The organism is Pseudooceanicola marinus (assembly GCF_002786295.1).
Taxonomy (GTDB): Bacteria; Pseudomonadota; Alphaproteobacteria; order Rhodobacterales; family Rhodobacteraceae; genus Pseudooceanicola; species Pseudooceanicola marinus.
This window is the reverse complement of sequence record NZ_PGTC01000009.1, coordinates 635386-649719: the sequence shown is the minus strand read 5'-3', so window position 1 is coordinate 649719 and position 14334 is coordinate 635386. Positions and strand designations below refer to the sequence as shown.

The window sequence follows — 14334 nt, the reverse complement described above, 5'->3', positions numbered from 1 at the left end:
TCACGTGTTCGTTAACAGCTACTCCGGGATCGTAGCGGTTTCAGGTCCAATGCACCTGTTCGCCGCCCGGAAGCATCTGACGCGCCTGGCCCGGCAGCTCGTAGTCCAGCCCCTCGGCCTGGCAGAAGGCCATCACCCAGGCATCGTCCATCAGCACGAAATCCAGAACAGACCCAAGGAAATGAGGGTCTTGCGCGGCGCTTCGCAGGTCTTCGGCCGCCAGGCCGCTGGCCCCCATGAAGACCGGCAGCAGCTCTTCGTCGTTCGCCAGCCAGACCAGGCAGGCGGTGGCGATCTCTTCGGCGCGGGCGCGGGACAGGGGCATGGCTGACACAAAACCGGTAAATTACGTGCAAGAGTTTCTTAACCAATTTCACCAATTCATGGCCCAAGCAAGACCGCTCTGGCGGCCCACTGCCCCCGCCCCGCCCGCAGCGCCGCTGCACCCCGTCGCCCTGCCCCAATGGATCCCCAACCGCATGCCCGGACGTATCCTCATCCTCGACGACGATGTCACCCGCCGGATCACCCTGGCGGCGCGGCTGTCCGGTGCCTTCTACGAGATCCGCCTGGCCGATACGCTGGAGGAGGCGCTGACCCAGGTCGCGGAATGGCAACCCGCAATGCTGCTGGTGGCGGATGACCTGGCACGGGCGCCTGCGGCCGGTGTGCTGCGACGGCTGCGCGCCACGCCACGGCTGGCGGAAGCCGCGCTGCTGGTGGTCACCGCGCCCGGGGCCCACATGGGGCGGTCGGACCTGCTGGTCGCCGGCGCCGACGACGTCATCGCGCGCAGCGAACCGCAGGAGGTCTTCAAGGCGCGCCTGCGCAGCCATGATCGTGCGCGTGAACTGCTGCAGACGCTGAAGCCGCGCGGCGCCGCCCTATCCCTGCCGGGCCTGGCCGAGGATCGCGCCCGCTTCCGCACCCCCACGCGGGTCACGGTGCTGGCCCCCGAGCCCGACAGCGCCCGCGCCTGGCAGACGGAGCTGACAGGGGCGCCGGGCTTCCGGATCGAGTTTCGCGATCTGTCGAGCCTGCGCGAAACCGGCAGCAGCCTGTCGGCCGAGATCCTGCCGGATCGGGCCGGGCTGCTGGTGCTGGGCCTGACCCCAGGGAGCGAGGCCCTGGGCCTGCGCCTGCTGGCCCGGTTGAAGGCCCGCGCCGATCAGCCGGACCAGGAGATCCTGCTGCTGGCCCCCGGTGCGTCCGCGCGCACCCAGATCCAGGGGTTCGAGATCGGCGCCAGCACCGTGATGACCGGCCCCTTCGATGCTGCCGAGATCGTGGCGCGCCTGCGGCTGCTACGCGCCAGGCTGATGCGCCGCCAGTCCCTGCGCCTCGCCCTGAACGAGGGCATGCGCGCCTCGATCACCGATCCGCTGACCGGGCTCTACAACCGGCGCTATGCCCTACCCCTGCTGGCCCAGGTGGCCCGGCGCGGGGCGATGCTGGGGGAACCCTTCGCGGTGATGGTCGCCGACCTGGATCATTTCAAGACGGTCAATGACCGCTTCGGCCATGCCGCCGGTGACCTGGCCCTGCAGACCGTGGCCGAGGTGATGCGGGCCAATCTGCGCAAGGAAGATGTGCTGGCGCGGATCGGGGGGGAGGAATTCCTGGCCATCCTGCCGGCCACCGATCCCGAGGCGGCCCTGGCCAGCGCCGAACGTTTGCGGGCCCGCGTCCGCGATTGTCCCGTCCGACCGGAGAATGGTGGCCCGGCCATTCCGCTGACGATCTCGGTGGGCGTGACCTTGGGGCACGAAGGGCGGCGCAGCCCGGAGGCCCTGCTGGCCGATGCCGACCGTGCGCTCTACGCCGCCAAACATGCCGGACGGGACCGGGTCATGCGCCATGTGCCAGGTGGCGAGGCGTCCTGCCCGCTGCCCCTCGCCCCGGAGGGGCGCGCGGAACGCCAGGCCTGATCAGCTCTTCACCCGGCGACCGATGTGCTGGGGCCGGGACACCGGCGCGCCCGGCGGCCTAGTCCTGGTCGCGCGGCCCGTCGGCGGCGCGCGGGGGGCCGTCACGATGGCGGGCGTCGAACCGTTTCAGCCCTTCTTCCAGCCGATCGGCAAAGGCGCGCCGGGCCTCGGGGGACATCCCGTCGATATGCGCCAGAAGCGCGCTCTGACCGGCGGCCTGGAAGCGTGCAGCGTCCTGCCTCTGGGCCTCAAGGAGGTCCTGCACGGCCCGGGCATCGTAGGGATCGGCCCGCAGGGCGGTCAGGATCCGGTCGTAATCGGCCCGGCGCGACCGGCGGTCACGTCCATCGGCCCGCAATTCACGAAAGACACGGCGTCCGATCTCGTGCCGGTCCTCGTCCGACAGTGCGAAGGTCAGCGCCCCGCCAACGCGGTCGGGACGCGGCGGGGGCCCGTCGAAGGGCGTCCGCAGGACGACCCCCAGCACCAGCCCCACCACCGCCAGGTTCAGCGCCAGCGAGGCAAAGAGCAGCACCCGCACCCCCCGGCCCATGCGGGCACGCGGCGCGCGCGCCGTCGGGCCGCCGTCCGGGGTCTCGCGACCCGGGTCACGGGGTTCGGGGGCTTGGTCTTTCGGGTCGCGCATCACGTCATCCCTCGCTGTCCAGGAATTCGAAGGCACTGGTGCTGTCCACCAGGTAGGGATTGGCGCTGAGGCCGGTGCCGAAGGCGCTTTCGAGGCCCGATTGCAGGGCCGTCGGGGGCATCAGCCCCAGCCAGAGGCCCATCAGGGTGATCGCCCCCAGTCCTGCCAGAGCCGGCCCCCCGCCGATGGCGCGGGCGACCTGCGCCCAGAACCCGACCGGGCCAAAGCCTGCGCCGGGCATCATCGCACCGCCCATGCCACCGGCGCCGGCGGGCACCAGGCCGGGGGCAAAGCCGCGCGCAGGCACATGGGCCCGGGCGGCGGCCCTTTCGGCCGCGGCTGCGCTGGCGCGTTGATCCATCAGGGTGTCGGCATCCGCCAGGATGCGAGCCGACAACCCGGGCGGCAGGCCCTCCGCCCCGCCCGGAGGCAGGTCCGGCAGGTCGCCCGTGTCACGGGTATTCCGTTCGGCCCGCGCCTCTGCGAAGAGGGCATCGAGCGCCGCATCGGCCAGGCTGTCCGGCCTGTTCTGTCTGTCGTCGCGATCGGTCATCCGTCGTACCCCAAGTCCTCGCGCCGCGCCGCCAGAAGGCGGGCCAGCGCCCGTTTGCCCCGCGCCGTCAGGCTTTCCACGGCCTCGGTGCTGATGTCGAGGATCGCGGCAATCTCAGGATTGCCCAGACCCTCCAGGTGACGCAAGACCACCGCCTGCCGCTGCCGGTCCGGCAGTTGGTCCAGTGCCTCCTGCAGCGCATCCATCCGCGCCCGCGATTGCAGCGCCTCGTCGGCGGGCAGACCCGGGTCGGCGGGTTCCGGGATCGCGTCGAGATCCGTCGTGCCGCCCCGCCGTCGGCGCAGCCGGTCGGTACAGAGGTTGGCCGTCACCCGGTAGAGCCAAGTCGACACCTTGGCCTCGCCCTGCCGCCAGTCGGGCGCGATGCGCCACAGGCGCAGCATCGCCTCCTGTGTGACATCCTCGGCCTCCGCCCTGTCGCCCAGCATGCGCGCCGCCTGGGCCAGCACCCGGGGCGCCAGCCGGTCGGTCAGCAGCCGCGCCGCCGTGCCGTCACCGTTGGCATAAAGCACCAGCAGCGCGTCGTCGGGTATGGCGTCTGGATCGTCGAAGGCCATCTCTGTCATACCTGTCGGGCTATCGCCTTCCCGGAAGTCTGTCTATCGCGTGACCGCCCGACCGGCGGCCCCGTCCTGCGGCACATCGCACCCCGGCCCGGGGCGACTGAGGGACGCAGCAGGCCCCGGGCCGAGACGCCCCGTGACCCCGGGGGAGGTCACGGAACCCTTGTCCCCGCGGCCTTACTCCGCCGGGGTCTCGGCAGGCATGTCGAGGAAGAGGCGCATCAGGCCACCTTCATTCATGACGCCCCCGCCCATAGCGCCCCCGCCCATGCCGCGATCAGCCTGGTCGCGCGGGCCGTGGCCCCGGCCCCCCCAGCTGCGGTCACCACGGTCGCCGTGATCGTGCCAGCCCATGCTGCGTTTGCCGCCGCGCTGGTCTCCGAAGGACCCACGCGGACCATCGCTCATGCGTTTCTGGAACCGGTCCTGGGCGGCCGCGAATTCTTCCTCGCTGATCGCCCCGTCCTCGTCGGTGTCGAAGCGGCTGAAGAAGGAGCCGTCGCCGCGCGGTTGCGGGAAGACCTCATCTTTGGTCAGCACACCGTCCTCGTCGGCATCGGCGAACTCCATCATCCGCTGGGCCACCTGATCGCGGCGCGCGGCGCGCTGCGCCTCGGCGCGGGCTTCCATAAAGGCGGTGATCTCCTCCTTGGTGATCTCGCCGTCCGCGTTGGCGTCGGCCTGATCGAAGGCGGCGTCCAGGCGAGCCTGGCCGGCGGCCATGATCTCTTCCTGGGTCACCTTGCCGTCGCCATCGGCGTCGGTCTGGGCGAAATCGAAGATCGGGCCACGGCCCATGCCGCCGGGCTGGCCGCTGAATTGGCCACCGTACTGGCCACCGGGCTGTGCGGTCGCGCCGGAGGCCAGGGCCGTCAGGGCGATTGCGGTGGCGGTTCCAAACAGGGCAATGCGTTTCATCTCGTCTACTCCTCAAGGTCCCTTGCGGGATCGTTCGGGCGGGGCGCCTTGCCGTCCGCCTTCTGACAAGTCAAACGGGTCCCGCCCGGGTTTCCGTCGCCCGGCCGACAACTTTTTTCGCCCCGATTGCCACCGCCCCCCTGTTTACGGGCGCCAAAGACGCTAAGCTGCGGATCGGAGTGAGAAATCGGCACCCGCCCCTGGACGTGGTGCTGGCAAAAGGAGGAGGACGCGGGCACCTGGCGTGCAGACCGCAAGAGATGACTCGTCGACAGATCATTTGCGACATGGAGCCGCAAGCGGCCGCAGAGCCTTCCCAGGGCGCGGTCAAGGCCCCATGTTTCGGTCAAACGCCCCCGCGACCAAGGATCGGCGCCCCTGCGCCACAGGACCATCAGATGCACAACCATCCAGACCAGCCGCAGCAGACGGCCCCCACAGCCGCCGGACCGGCACAGCCCGCCCCGCCCGCGCAGACCGACGCGGCGGACCCGCAGGCGCAGCAGCAGGGCGACGGCAACGCCCCCCGCCGCAGCGACCGGCCGGAGCCGCGCCCCGAGCGCCCGCTGAAACCGGCCCTGCGCCGGGGATGGCGCCGGCGCTGCCCCAATTGCGGGTCGGGACCGCTGATGAAGGGGTTCCTGAAGGTGCGCGATCACTGCCCCGTCTGCCGCGAAACCTTCAGCCACCACCGCGCCGATGACGGCCCCGCCTACCTGACCATCCTTATCGTCGGCCACCTGTCGGCGCCGCTGATGGGATCGGTCTGGATGGCCTGGCAGCCCGAGCCGCTGGTGCTGTTCACCGTCTTCGCTATTGGCACGGTGGCCCTCTCTCTCTACCTTCTGCCACGGCTCAAGGGCGCAATGGTCGCCTTCCAGTGGGCCCGCTACATGCACGGCTTCGGCGCCGGCGGCGCCTGACCGCGCCCGCCGGGGCCGGGGCCGATCGGGGAGGTATCGAGATGCAGGACCAGACGACAGCCACCGGCCAGCCGCCGCAGGACAAGAGCGCGCTGCGCGATGCCGCCACGGTGATCGCCCTGCGCCGCCGCGACGGCCTGCGCGAGGTCCTGATGGGCCAGCGCGGCAGCAAGGCCGCCTTCATGCCCGGCAAGTTCGTCTTCCCCGGTGGCGCGGTCGACCCGGGCGATGCCCATGTTCCCCTGGCCGCCCCCCTACACCCCCTTTGCGCCGAACGTCTGGGCGAGGATTGCACCCCGGGCCTGGCCCCGGCGCTGGCCGCCGCCGCCATTCGCGAGCTGTGGGAAGAAACCGGCCTGGTGCTGGGTCGCCCCGACGCCTGGCCCGACGCGCCGGCGGACTGGCGCGACTTTGCCGCCACCGGCCACCGGCCCGATCCCTCCCCCCTGCGCTTCGTCTTTCGCGCCGTCACCCCACCCGGCCGCCCGCGTCGCTTCGACGCGCGGTTCTTCACCCTGGACGCGGATCGTGCCATCGCCGGCGACCTCGACGATTTCACCGCCGCCTCGGATGAGCTGAGCTTCCTGCAGTGGATCCCCCTGCCCGAGGCCCGCGCCTTCGACCTGCCCTTCATCACCGAGGTGGTCCTGGCCGAGGTCGCCGCGCGCGACAGCGACGAGGCCCCCGCCAGCGTGCCCTATTTCGCACAAGGGGAAGAAGCCCAGCTGTTCCGGCGGCTGAAGGGGCGTTCCCCGCTCGACGGGGTCAACTGAGCCAGATCAACGCCACGACCGAGGCCGTGACCAGGCCGATGCCCCACAGCTCCCGCCGGGACATGGTTTCGCGGAAGAACAGCACCGAGGCCAGCAGCGACAGCACCACCTCGAACTGCCCCACGGCATAGACCAGCGCGGCGGTCTGCAAGGTGAAGGCGGTGAACCAGCAGAAGGATCCGGCGACCGAGGCGACGCCGACCCAGATCGTGCCACGCCAGGCGGCCACCACGCGGCGGATCTCGCCCCGTTCGCGCAGGCGCAGCCAGGCGGCCATCACCACCAGCTGCATCGTGACCACAACCATCAGGGTCAGCAACGCACGTTCCCCGGGCGTGCCCGGCACCGCCAGCGAGGCAGCCCTGTAGGACACCCCCGACAGGGCGAAGAACAGGCCCGAGGCCAGGCCAATGCCCGCCTCACGGGTGGCGAAGCGGGCCAGCAGGGTCCTGCCCTCGGGCAGGTTGGTCAGCACCAGGACCCCCGCCATGCCCGCCAGGATCGCAATCAGGGCGGGCCCGGACACGCCCTCGCCCAGCAGGACGAAACCCAGAAGCGCGGTCAGAAGGACCTCGGTCTTCTTCAGGGTCACGCCGACGGCGAAGTTGCGCCCCTTGAACAGCACCACGACCAGCACCGTGGCCAGGATCTGCGTCACGCCCCCCAGCATGGCCCAGAGCCAGAACAGCGGCGGCAGGGGCGGCAGGGCGATTCCGCTCACCCCCCAGGCCAGCCAGACCAGCGGCGCGGCCCAAAGGAAGCGCGCAAAGGTCGCGCCGCCGGCACTGAGGCCGGCACCCGCCAGGTGTTTCTGCAACATGAAGCGCGCGGTCTGGAAGACGACGGCGGCCAGGGTGACGGGGATCCAGAGGCTCATGTGCCTCGCTTTGGCCTATTCCGCGGGGGGATGCCAGAGCGGATGCGGCAGCGGGCCCCTGGCGCGGCGGAAGGGGCAGCAGAAGACCTCGGCGTCGCTGCCATGGCGGTAGGCCTCATTCCGGCGCAGGTAGTGATCACGCCGCACGGCATAGAGGGCGGGCAGATCGTACCAGGGACGACTGGGGTGCCTGGGGTGGACCAAATGCAGGGTGTTGTTCAGGAACAGCCAAGCCAGCGGGGCGCGATCCTCGATGATGACGGTACGGGCACGCGAGCGTTTGGGCTACTCGGCAGCGCGGTGCGGCTCAGCCATCCAGCCGCCCCCAGCCGATGCGATCCCATATCCGCTCATAGCCCATGTAGCACAGCAGGCCGAGTGCGGCATTCACCAGAGCCATGGCCCCGCCGAGCTGCACCGAGCCGGTGAACAGCAGCCCCACGAGGCTCATCATCAGGAGGCCAAGAAGTGTCCAGAGCAGGGCTTTGACCAGGCTGCGTTGCGGTGTGTCCATCTGTCCCTCGCTTTCGCGACGAAGGTAGGGGCAGCCAGTCCGGGGCGAAACTCCGTATCCTGTTAACAGATTTCCCAATGTGTGATTTAATTCACGGACCGATGGATAAAGTCGACAAACGTGATCGCGCCGAACAGTTTCGCCAGCGTCTGAAAGAGACGATGGCGCGCCGTGGCACGAGCCAGAGCGCGCTGGCCCGCCGTGTCGGCGTGGATCGGTCGACGATCTCGCAGCTTCTGTCAGGGGACAGCCCGCGCCTGCCCAACGCGCAGGTGGTGGCGGAATGCGCCGCGGCGCTCGGGGTGTCCGCCGACTGGCTTCTGGCTCTGACGGAGCGGCCCGAAACGGCAGCCGACCTTCTGGCCAGTTCCGCCCGCATGTCGGAAGCCGCCCGCGCCCTGATCGACGAACAGATCTTCACCTGGCATCAGGAGGCTGCGGGTTACAAGATCCGCCACGTGCCCGCCGCCCTGCCCGACATGCTGAAGACGACCGCCCTGCTGGAATGGGAATATTCCCCGCACCTGGGGCGCACCACGCAACAGGCCATCGGCGCGTCAGAAGACCGGCTGGCCTGGATGCGCAATTCCACCTCGGATTACGAGATCGCGCTGCCCCGGCATGAGATGCTCGCCTTCGCCACCGCCACCGGCTACTACGCCGATCTGCCGGCCGACATCCGTGCCGACCAGCTGGACCGTTTCGCGGATCTGCTGGAGGGGTTCTATCCCCGGATGCGCCTCTACCTCTTCGACGCGCGGCAGCTGTTCTCGGCCCCGGTGACGATCTTCGGCCCGCTGCTGGCCGTGCTTTACCTCGGTCAGAACTACATCGCCTTCCGCGACCGCGAACGGGTGCAGGCCATCACCGATCACTTCGACCACCTGCTGCGCGAAGCCTGCGTGTCGTCACGCGATCTGCCCGGCTACCTACGGGAGCTTAAGGACTGGGTCTAGCCAGCAGCGCCCCTGAAAAACGCGCAGAACCCATGGGATAACCCTTCAATATCAAACGACTGACGGGCGAACCTCATCCAAACATCAGGTCCGGCAGGTCTCGGTCTGTCGGATCAGTAGGGCATCGGATGCGCGCGATGCACCGCATCGAGATCCGCGATGACCTCCTCCGACAGCTGCAGGTCGAGGCCGTCGAGGATACGTTCCAGCTGTTCCATCGTCGTGGCGCCGAAGATGACGGAGGCGTTGAACGGGCGCTGTGCGGCCCAGGCCAGGCACATCGACACCATGTCGAGGTCATGCTTGAAGGCCACGTCGAGGTAATCGTCCACCGCCGGGAAGACCCGCTTGGTCGCCCGCCCGCCCAGGTCGCCGTTCAGCGACATGCGCGATCCGGGCGGCTTCGCCCGGCCCTGGTACTTGCCCGTCAGAAGGCCAGCGCCCAAGGGTGAATAGGCCATGAGGCCGACGTCTTCCAGCATGCAAAGCTCGGCCAGGTCGGTGTCGAACAACCTGCAGAGCAGCGAATATTCGTTCTGGATCGTCGCCGCACGCGGCCCGTGCCCTTCTTCGGCCAGGCGCAGCCACTGGGCCATGCCCCAGGCGGTTTCATTGCTCAGCCCGAAGGCACGGATCGTGCCGCGTTTCTGTTCTTTTTCAAGGGCGTACAGGCAGTCCTGCATGTTGTCCACCACCTCCGTCCGGTCCATGCCGGTGGGATCAAAGGACCAGTTCTTGCGGAAGTGGTAGGAGCCGCGATTGGGCCAGTGGAACTGGTAGAGGTCGATATAATCGGTCTTCAGTCGGCGCAGGGAGCCCTCGATCGCCTCGGTGATCGTGTCGGGCGTCAGGGGCGCGCCGTCGCGCGCCATCTTGCTGCCCTCGCCGATCGCCTTGGTGGCGATCACCACGTCGCCACGATGGCCCCGGCTTTTCTCCAGCCAGAGGCCAATGATCCGCTCGGTCCGGCCGACGGTTTCCTCGCGCACGGGGTTCACCGGGTACATCTCGGCAGTGTCGATGAAATCGATGCCGCGGGCCAGCGCCGCGTCGATCTGCTTGTGCGCCTCCCGGCTGGGGGTCTGGTTGCCCCAGGTCATCGACCCCAGGCAATATTCCGACACCTCGATCCCGGTGCGGCCAAGCTTGTTCCTGCGCATATCTGGTCCCGTCTTCGCCGTTTGAAATTCAGTACGGCCAGAGGGTTACCATTTTGCTTCGGGGTGCAAGGGGAGTAGCCGCAATTTTTCCTTCCCCGCCGCCGGGCGCGCAGCGCGGCACAAAATCGCCGCGCCGATGTCGCGAACGGGCGGGTGGCGCGGGACGCCGGGGCGCAGGAAGGGGCATGCGACTCGTCCTCGGCCTCTCCGCCCTCTTTCTCTCCGTCATCCTTCTGCAACTTTCCGCCGGCGGCGTGGGCCCGCTGGATGCGCTGTCGGGGATCGAGCTGGGCTTCACCCGGGGGCAGATCGGCCTGTTGGGCTCGGCCCATTTTCTGGGCTTCTTCGTCGGATGCTGGGGCGCGCCGCGCCTGCTGGGCCGGGTGGGCCACGCGCGCAGCTTCGCCGCCTTCACCGCCCTGGGTGCCATCGGGTTGATGGGCCACATGATGGTGGTCGATCCCTGGGCCTGGGCGGGGATGCGCGTGGCCAGCGGCATCTGCGTCGCCGGCTGCTACACTGTGGTCGAAGGCTGGCTGATGGCCCGGCTGGAGAACGCCGACCGGGGACGCATCACCAGCCTTTACCGCATTGCGGACATGTCGGCCTCGCTGGTCGCGCAGCTGATGATCGGGATCCTCGCACCCGCCGCCTATGTCTCCTACAACCTGCTGGCCATCCTGTGCTGCGCGGCCCTGCTGCCCCTCGCGCTGAGCAAGGCGCCGCAGCCCGCGCTGACCTCGGCCCCGCGCCTGCGCCCGCTGCTGGCCTGGCGCCGGTCGCCCCTGGCCGCCGTCGCGGTGATCGTTTCGGCCCTGTCGGCGGCGACCTTCCGGATGATCGGGCCGGTCTACGGGCAGGAAATCGGCCTCAGCACGCCACAGATCGCCTGGTTCCTGGCCCTGTTCATCCTGGGCGGGGCCCTGGTGCAGTATCCCGTCGGCTGGCTGGCGGACAAGTTCGACCGGCGCCGGGTGCTGATCGGGATCTCGCTGGCGGCCATCTGTTCCTGCGTGGCGTCGGGCCTGACCATCGACGGGCCACGGGCGGCGATGATCAACGGCTTCCTCTTCGGCGTGACCACCTACCCGGTCTATTCCGTGGCCCTGGCCCACGCCCACGACTTCGCCGCCAGCGATGAACGGGCGGAACTGTCGGCGGCGCTGCTGTTCTACTATGCCATCGGCGCCATCGGCGCGCCCTGGATCGCGGCCCAGCTGATCGAGGGCTTCGGTCCGGCGGCGATCTACGCCATGGTCGCGCTTGGCCATGCGGCGCTGATCGGCTTCGGCCTCCTGCGGATGCAGGCCCGCCCGGCCCCGGATCAGCGCACCGCCTATATCTACGCCCCGCGCACCACCTTCGTCGTGGGCCGGCTGCTGCGCGGGCTCCGGGAACGTAACTGACAGCGGTCCTCCGCCCCGCCGTCTCCTCCGTCAGCGGCCCTGCGGGCGGGCTGTGCACCGTCGAAGCCCCTCGACGGGTGCATTCAACCGGCAGGCAATGACCTCTATTTGAATAAAGATGTACCTCTGAGGAAAGGGCATCTCCCAAAGGACATTCGTTTCAACGACGAGACATGCCTCGCTACCGGCTCTTTCCACCTGGTCGACGGGGCCCTTACCGACCAATGATCGACGCGGGTCGGGGCCGAAAGACCCCGGTGCCTGCACCTGCCAATGGCGGAATCATGCCATACCCTGCCGTCTTGACGTGAATCATTCCGTGCCGCGCAGTTCAGCCCTATCCCTTGGGCATACGTGCTTTTGCACGCCCCATTCGGACCAAGGGAGGTCTCTCATGGACCTGACATTCACCGACAAGACCATCATCGTCACCGGCGGCGCCTCCGGCATCGGCGCCTCGGTCTGCGAGGAGCTGGCGGCCTCGGGCGGCACCGTCGTCGTCGCCGACCTGCACGAAGCGCCGGCCCAGGCACTGGCGGACAAGATCAAGGCTGCGGGCGGCAAGGCCTACGCCTTCGCGCTGGACGTGGCCGATCCCGACCAGGTGAAGGCCATGGTGGATTTCGCCGTCGAACAGACCGGCAGCCTTTACGGAATCGTCAACAACGCCGGTATCGGTGGGCCGCAGGCCCCCACGGGCGAGTATCCGATCGACGGGTGGCAGCAGGTGATCGGCATCAACCTGAACGGGGTTTTCTACGGGATGCGCTATGCCATTCCGGCGATCAAGGCCTCGGGCGGCGGGTCCATCGTCAACATGGCCTCGATCCTCGGCTCGGTCGGCACGCCGCTGTCGCCGGCCTACGTCGCGGCGAAGCACGGCGTCGTCGGCATGACCAAGGCCGCCGCCATCGCCCATGCCCAGGACGGCGTGCGCGTCAACGCGGTCGGACCGGGCTATATCAAGACGCCGTTGCTGGACAACAACCTCGACGCCGAAACCATGGAGATGCTGGCGGGCATGCACCCGGTGGGCCGGCTGGGCAAACCGGAAGAGGTCGCCTCGCTGGTCCTCTACCTGCTGTCGGAACAGGCCAGCTTCGTCACCGGGTCCTACCACCTGGTCGACGGCGCCTATACCGCGCAATGACCTGAGCGGGGGACGGCGGTCGAGGCGCGTGGGGGAGCTCTGCCCCCCGGCCTGCGGCCTCCCCCCGGATATTTTAAGCAAGAAGAAGAGCTGCCGGGGCCTCGGCGGCTCTTTTTATTCGGGGCCGTGCGGGCTATGAGGCAGGTCAGACCTGAACGGGACCAGTTACGCAAGGAGGCGTCCATGGCGCGGCATCTCATCACCTCGGCCATCCCCTACATCAACGGGATCAAGCACCTGGGCAACCTCGTCGGCAGCCAGCTGCCCGCCGACCTCTTCGCCCGCTACCAGCGGGGGCGCGGCCACGAGGTGCTGTTCCTCTGTGCCACCGACGAACACGGCACCCCGGCCGAACTGGCCGCCGCCAAGGCCGGCCAGCCGGTGGCCGAGTACTGCGCCGAGATGCACGACGTGCAGGCGAAGATCGCGCAAGGCTTCCGCCTCAGCTTCGACCACTTCGGCCGGTCGTCTTCGCCCCAGAACCAGAAGCTGACCCAGCATTTCGCCGGCGTCCTGGCCGACCGTGGCCTGATCCGCGAAGTGTCGGAAACGCAGATGTATTCGCCCACCGATGGCCGCTACCTGCCCGACCGCTACATCGAGGGCACCTGTCCGAACTGCGGCTTCGAAAGTGCCCGCGGCGACCAGTGCGACAACTGCACCAAGCAGCTGGATCCGGTCGACCTGATCAACCCGCATTCCACCATCTCGGGCGCCACCGACCTGGAGATGCGCGAGACCAAGCACCTGTATCTGCGCCAGTCGACTATGAAGGACGAGCTGGAGAAGTGGATCGACACGCGCGAAGGCTGGCCGGTGCTGACCACCTCGATCGCCAAGAAATGGCTGAACGACGGCGACGGGCTGCAGGACCGGGGCATCACCCGCGACCTCGACTGGGGCGTGCCTGTGAAGAAAGGCGACGCAGACTGGCCGGGGATGGAAGGCAAGGTCTTCTACGTCTGGTTCGACGCGCCGATCGAGTATATTGCCTGCGCCCAGGAATGGGTCGATGCCGGCAAGGGGGACGACTGGTCCCGCTGGTGGCGCACCGATGCGGGCGCCGAGGACGTGACCTACACCCAGTTCATGGGCAAGGATAACGTGCCCTTCCACACCCTCAGCTTCCCCGCGACGATCCTGGGCTCGGGCGAGCCGTGGAAGCTGGTCGATTACATCAAGTCCTTCAACTACCTGAACTACGAGGGCGGCCAATTCTCCACCTCGCGCGGGCGCGGGGTCTTCATGGATCAGGCGCTGGAGGTGCTGCCCAGCGATTACTGGCGCTGGTGGTTGCTGAGCCACGCACCGGAATCGTCTGACGCGGAATTCACCTGGGAGAACTTCCAGGCCTCGGTGAACAAGGACCTGTCCGACGTGCTGGGCAACTTCGTCAGCCGCGTGACCAAGTTCTGCCGCTCGAAGTTCGGCGAAGAAGTGCCCGCCGGCGGCAGCTATGGCCCGGCGGAGGAGGCGCTCATCGCCGAGCTGACCGAGCGTCTGACGGCCTATCAGGGCCACATGGATGCCATCGAGGTGCGCAAGGCGGCGGCTGAGCTGCGCGCGATCTGGGCCGCGGGCAACGAGTACCTGCAATCGGCCGCCCCCTGGGCCGCCTTCAAGGAAGATCCGGATCGCGCGGCGGCCATCGTACGGCTGTCACTGAACCTGATCCGCCTTTACGCCGTGCTGTCCGCGCCCTTCATCCCCGACACCTCGGATGTGCTGAAAGAGGCGCTGAAGCTGGACAGCCTGGACTGGCCGGAGGATCTGCCCGAGGCGCTGAACGCCCTGGCGCCGGGGGCCACCTTCACCGTGCCAGAGAACCTCTTCCGCAAGATCGCGGACGAGGAACGCGAGGACTGGCAGGCCCGGTTCAGCGGCACACGCGGCTGACCGCAGCACCGTTCGACGCTCGAGAAAAGGGGCGGCCATGGCTGCCCCTT

General features: G+C 68.7%; 16 protein-coding genes. 7 read left to right on the top strand and 9 right to left on the bottom strand.

All coding sequences use genetic code 11. From position 1 onward, the window contains the following. Positions 1 to 40: 40 nt before the first annotated feature. Complete coding sequence (locus CVM50_RS04155) at positions 41 to 325, bottom strand: DUF3572 domain-containing protein (RefSeq protein ID WP_085885976.1); 285 nt, start codon at positions 323 to 325, stop codon at positions 41 to 43. Positions 326 to 479: 154 nt separating this feature from the next. Here CVM50_RS04155 and CVM50_RS04150 point away from each other — a divergent pair, with 154 nt between their 5' ends. Beyond that, positions 480 to 1928, top strand: coding sequence for a GGDEF domain-containing response regulator (locus CVM50_RS04150; protein WP_100148425.1), 1449 nt, complete (start codon positions 480 to 482; stop codon positions 1926 to 1928). A 58-nt stretch (positions 1929 to 1986) separates the two neighbouring features. Here CVM50_RS04150 and CVM50_RS04145 read toward each other — a convergent pair whose 3' ends face one another. The 4 genes from CVM50_RS04145 to CVM50_RS04130 form a co-directional block, all read right to left on the bottom strand. Then, complete coding sequence (locus tag CVM50_RS04145; RefSeq protein WP_085885978.1) at positions 1987 to 2574, bottom strand: periplasmic heavy metal sensor; 588 nt, start codon at positions 2572 to 2574, stop codon at positions 1987 to 1989. Between the two features lie 4 nt (positions 2575 to 2578). Beyond that, positions 2579 to 3127 (bottom strand): hypothetical protein, encoded by a 549-nt coding sequence (locus CVM50_RS04140; RefSeq protein WP_085885979.1) that lies wholly within the window; start codon positions 3125 to 3127, stop codon positions 2579 to 2581. After that, positions 3124 to 3714, bottom strand: a complete 591-nt coding sequence (locus CVM50_RS04135; protein WP_085885980.1) for an RNA polymerase sigma factor — start codon at positions 3712 to 3714, stop codon at positions 3124 to 3126. Before CVM50_RS04135 ends, CVM50_RS04140 begins: the two co-directional genes overlap by 4 nt. Positions 3715 to 3888: 174 nt before the next feature. Then, complete coding sequence (locus CVM50_RS04130) at positions 3889 to 4629, bottom strand: EF-hand domain-containing protein (RefSeq protein ID WP_085885981.1); 741 nt, start codon at positions 4627 to 4629, stop codon at positions 3889 to 3891. A 566-nt stretch (positions 4630 to 5195) separates the two neighbouring features. Here CVM50_RS04130 and CVM50_RS04125 point away from each other — a divergent pair. Beyond that, positions 5196 to 5552: a DUF983 domain-containing protein gene (locus CVM50_RS04125; protein ID WP_100148431.1), complete on the top strand. Its 357-nt coding sequence runs from the start codon at positions 5196 to 5198 to the stop codon at positions 5550 to 5552. A 41-nt stretch (positions 5553 to 5593) separates the two neighbouring features. Next, positions 5594 to 6325, top strand: coding sequence for an NUDIX hydrolase (locus CVM50_RS04120; RefSeq protein WP_085885983.1), 732 nt, complete (start codon positions 5594 to 5596; stop codon positions 6323 to 6325). On the opposite strand, the gene CVM50_RS04115 is transcribed toward CVM50_RS04120, so the two are convergent. The 3 genes from CVM50_RS04115 to CVM50_RS04110 are packed head-to-tail and all read right to left on the bottom strand — an operon-like array spanning position 6318 to position 7716. Next, positions 6318 to 7202 carry a DMT family transporter gene (locus CVM50_RS04115; RefSeq protein WP_085885984.1) on the bottom strand — a complete coding sequence of 295 codons (885 nt, stop codon included), beginning with the start codon at positions 7200 to 7202 and terminating at the stop codon, positions 6318 to 6320. The two genes, CVM50_RS04120 and CVM50_RS04115, sit on opposite strands and share 8 nt — an antisense overlap. A 15-nt stretch (positions 7203 to 7217) precedes the next feature. Further along, complete coding sequence (locus tag CVM50_RS21265) at positions 7218 to 7457, bottom strand: fatty acid desaturase family protein (protein WP_332835656.1); 240 nt, start codon at positions 7455 to 7457, stop codon at positions 7218 to 7220. A gap of 52 nt (positions 7458 to 7509) precedes the next feature. Continuing rightward, on the bottom strand, positions 7510 to 7716 hold the full coding sequence (locus tag CVM50_RS04110) for a DUF2061 domain-containing protein (RefSeq protein WP_085885985.1): 207 nt from the start codon (positions 7714 to 7716) through the stop codon (positions 7510 to 7512). 101 nt (positions 7717 to 7817) lie between these two features. Here CVM50_RS04110 and CVM50_RS04105 point away from each other — a divergent pair, with 101 nt between their 5' ends. Next, entirely contained in the window at positions 7818 to 8672 is an 855-nt protein-coding gene (locus CVM50_RS04105; RefSeq protein WP_085885986.1) for a helix-turn-helix domain-containing protein, read from the top strand. 113 nt (positions 8673 to 8785) lie between these two features. On the opposite strand, the gene CVM50_RS04100 is transcribed toward CVM50_RS04105, so the two are convergent. Next, positions 8786 to 9832 carry an aldo/keto reductase gene (locus tag CVM50_RS04100; protein ID WP_085885987.1) on the bottom strand — a complete coding sequence of 349 codons (1047 nt, stop codon included), beginning with the start codon at positions 9830 to 9832 and terminating at the stop codon, positions 8786 to 8788. A gap of 185 nt (positions 9833 to 10017) precedes the next feature. Here CVM50_RS04100 and CVM50_RS04095 point away from each other — a divergent pair, with 185 nt between their 5' ends. The 3 genes from CVM50_RS04095 to metG all read left to right on the top strand — a co-directional run bounded on the left by CVM50_RS04095 (position 10018) and on the right by metG (position 14284). Further along, positions 10018 to 11238, top strand: coding sequence for an MFS transporter (locus CVM50_RS04095; RefSeq protein ID WP_085885988.1), 1221 nt, complete (start codon positions 10018 to 10020; stop codon positions 11236 to 11238). Positions 11239 to 11632: 394 nt separating this feature from the next. Beyond that, positions 11633 to 12388 carry an SDR family NAD(P)-dependent oxidoreductase gene (locus CVM50_RS04090; protein WP_085885989.1) on the top strand — a complete coding sequence of 252 codons (756 nt, stop codon included), beginning with the start codon at positions 11633 to 11635 and terminating at the stop codon, positions 12386 to 12388. A gap of 183 nt (positions 12389 to 12571) precedes the next feature. Then, positions 12572 to 14284: a methionine--tRNA ligase gene (gene metG, locus CVM50_RS04085; protein ID WP_085885990.1), complete on the top strand. Its 1713-nt coding sequence runs from the start codon at positions 12572 to 12574 to the stop codon at positions 14282 to 14284. Positions 14285 to 14334 lie beyond the last annotated feature (50 nt).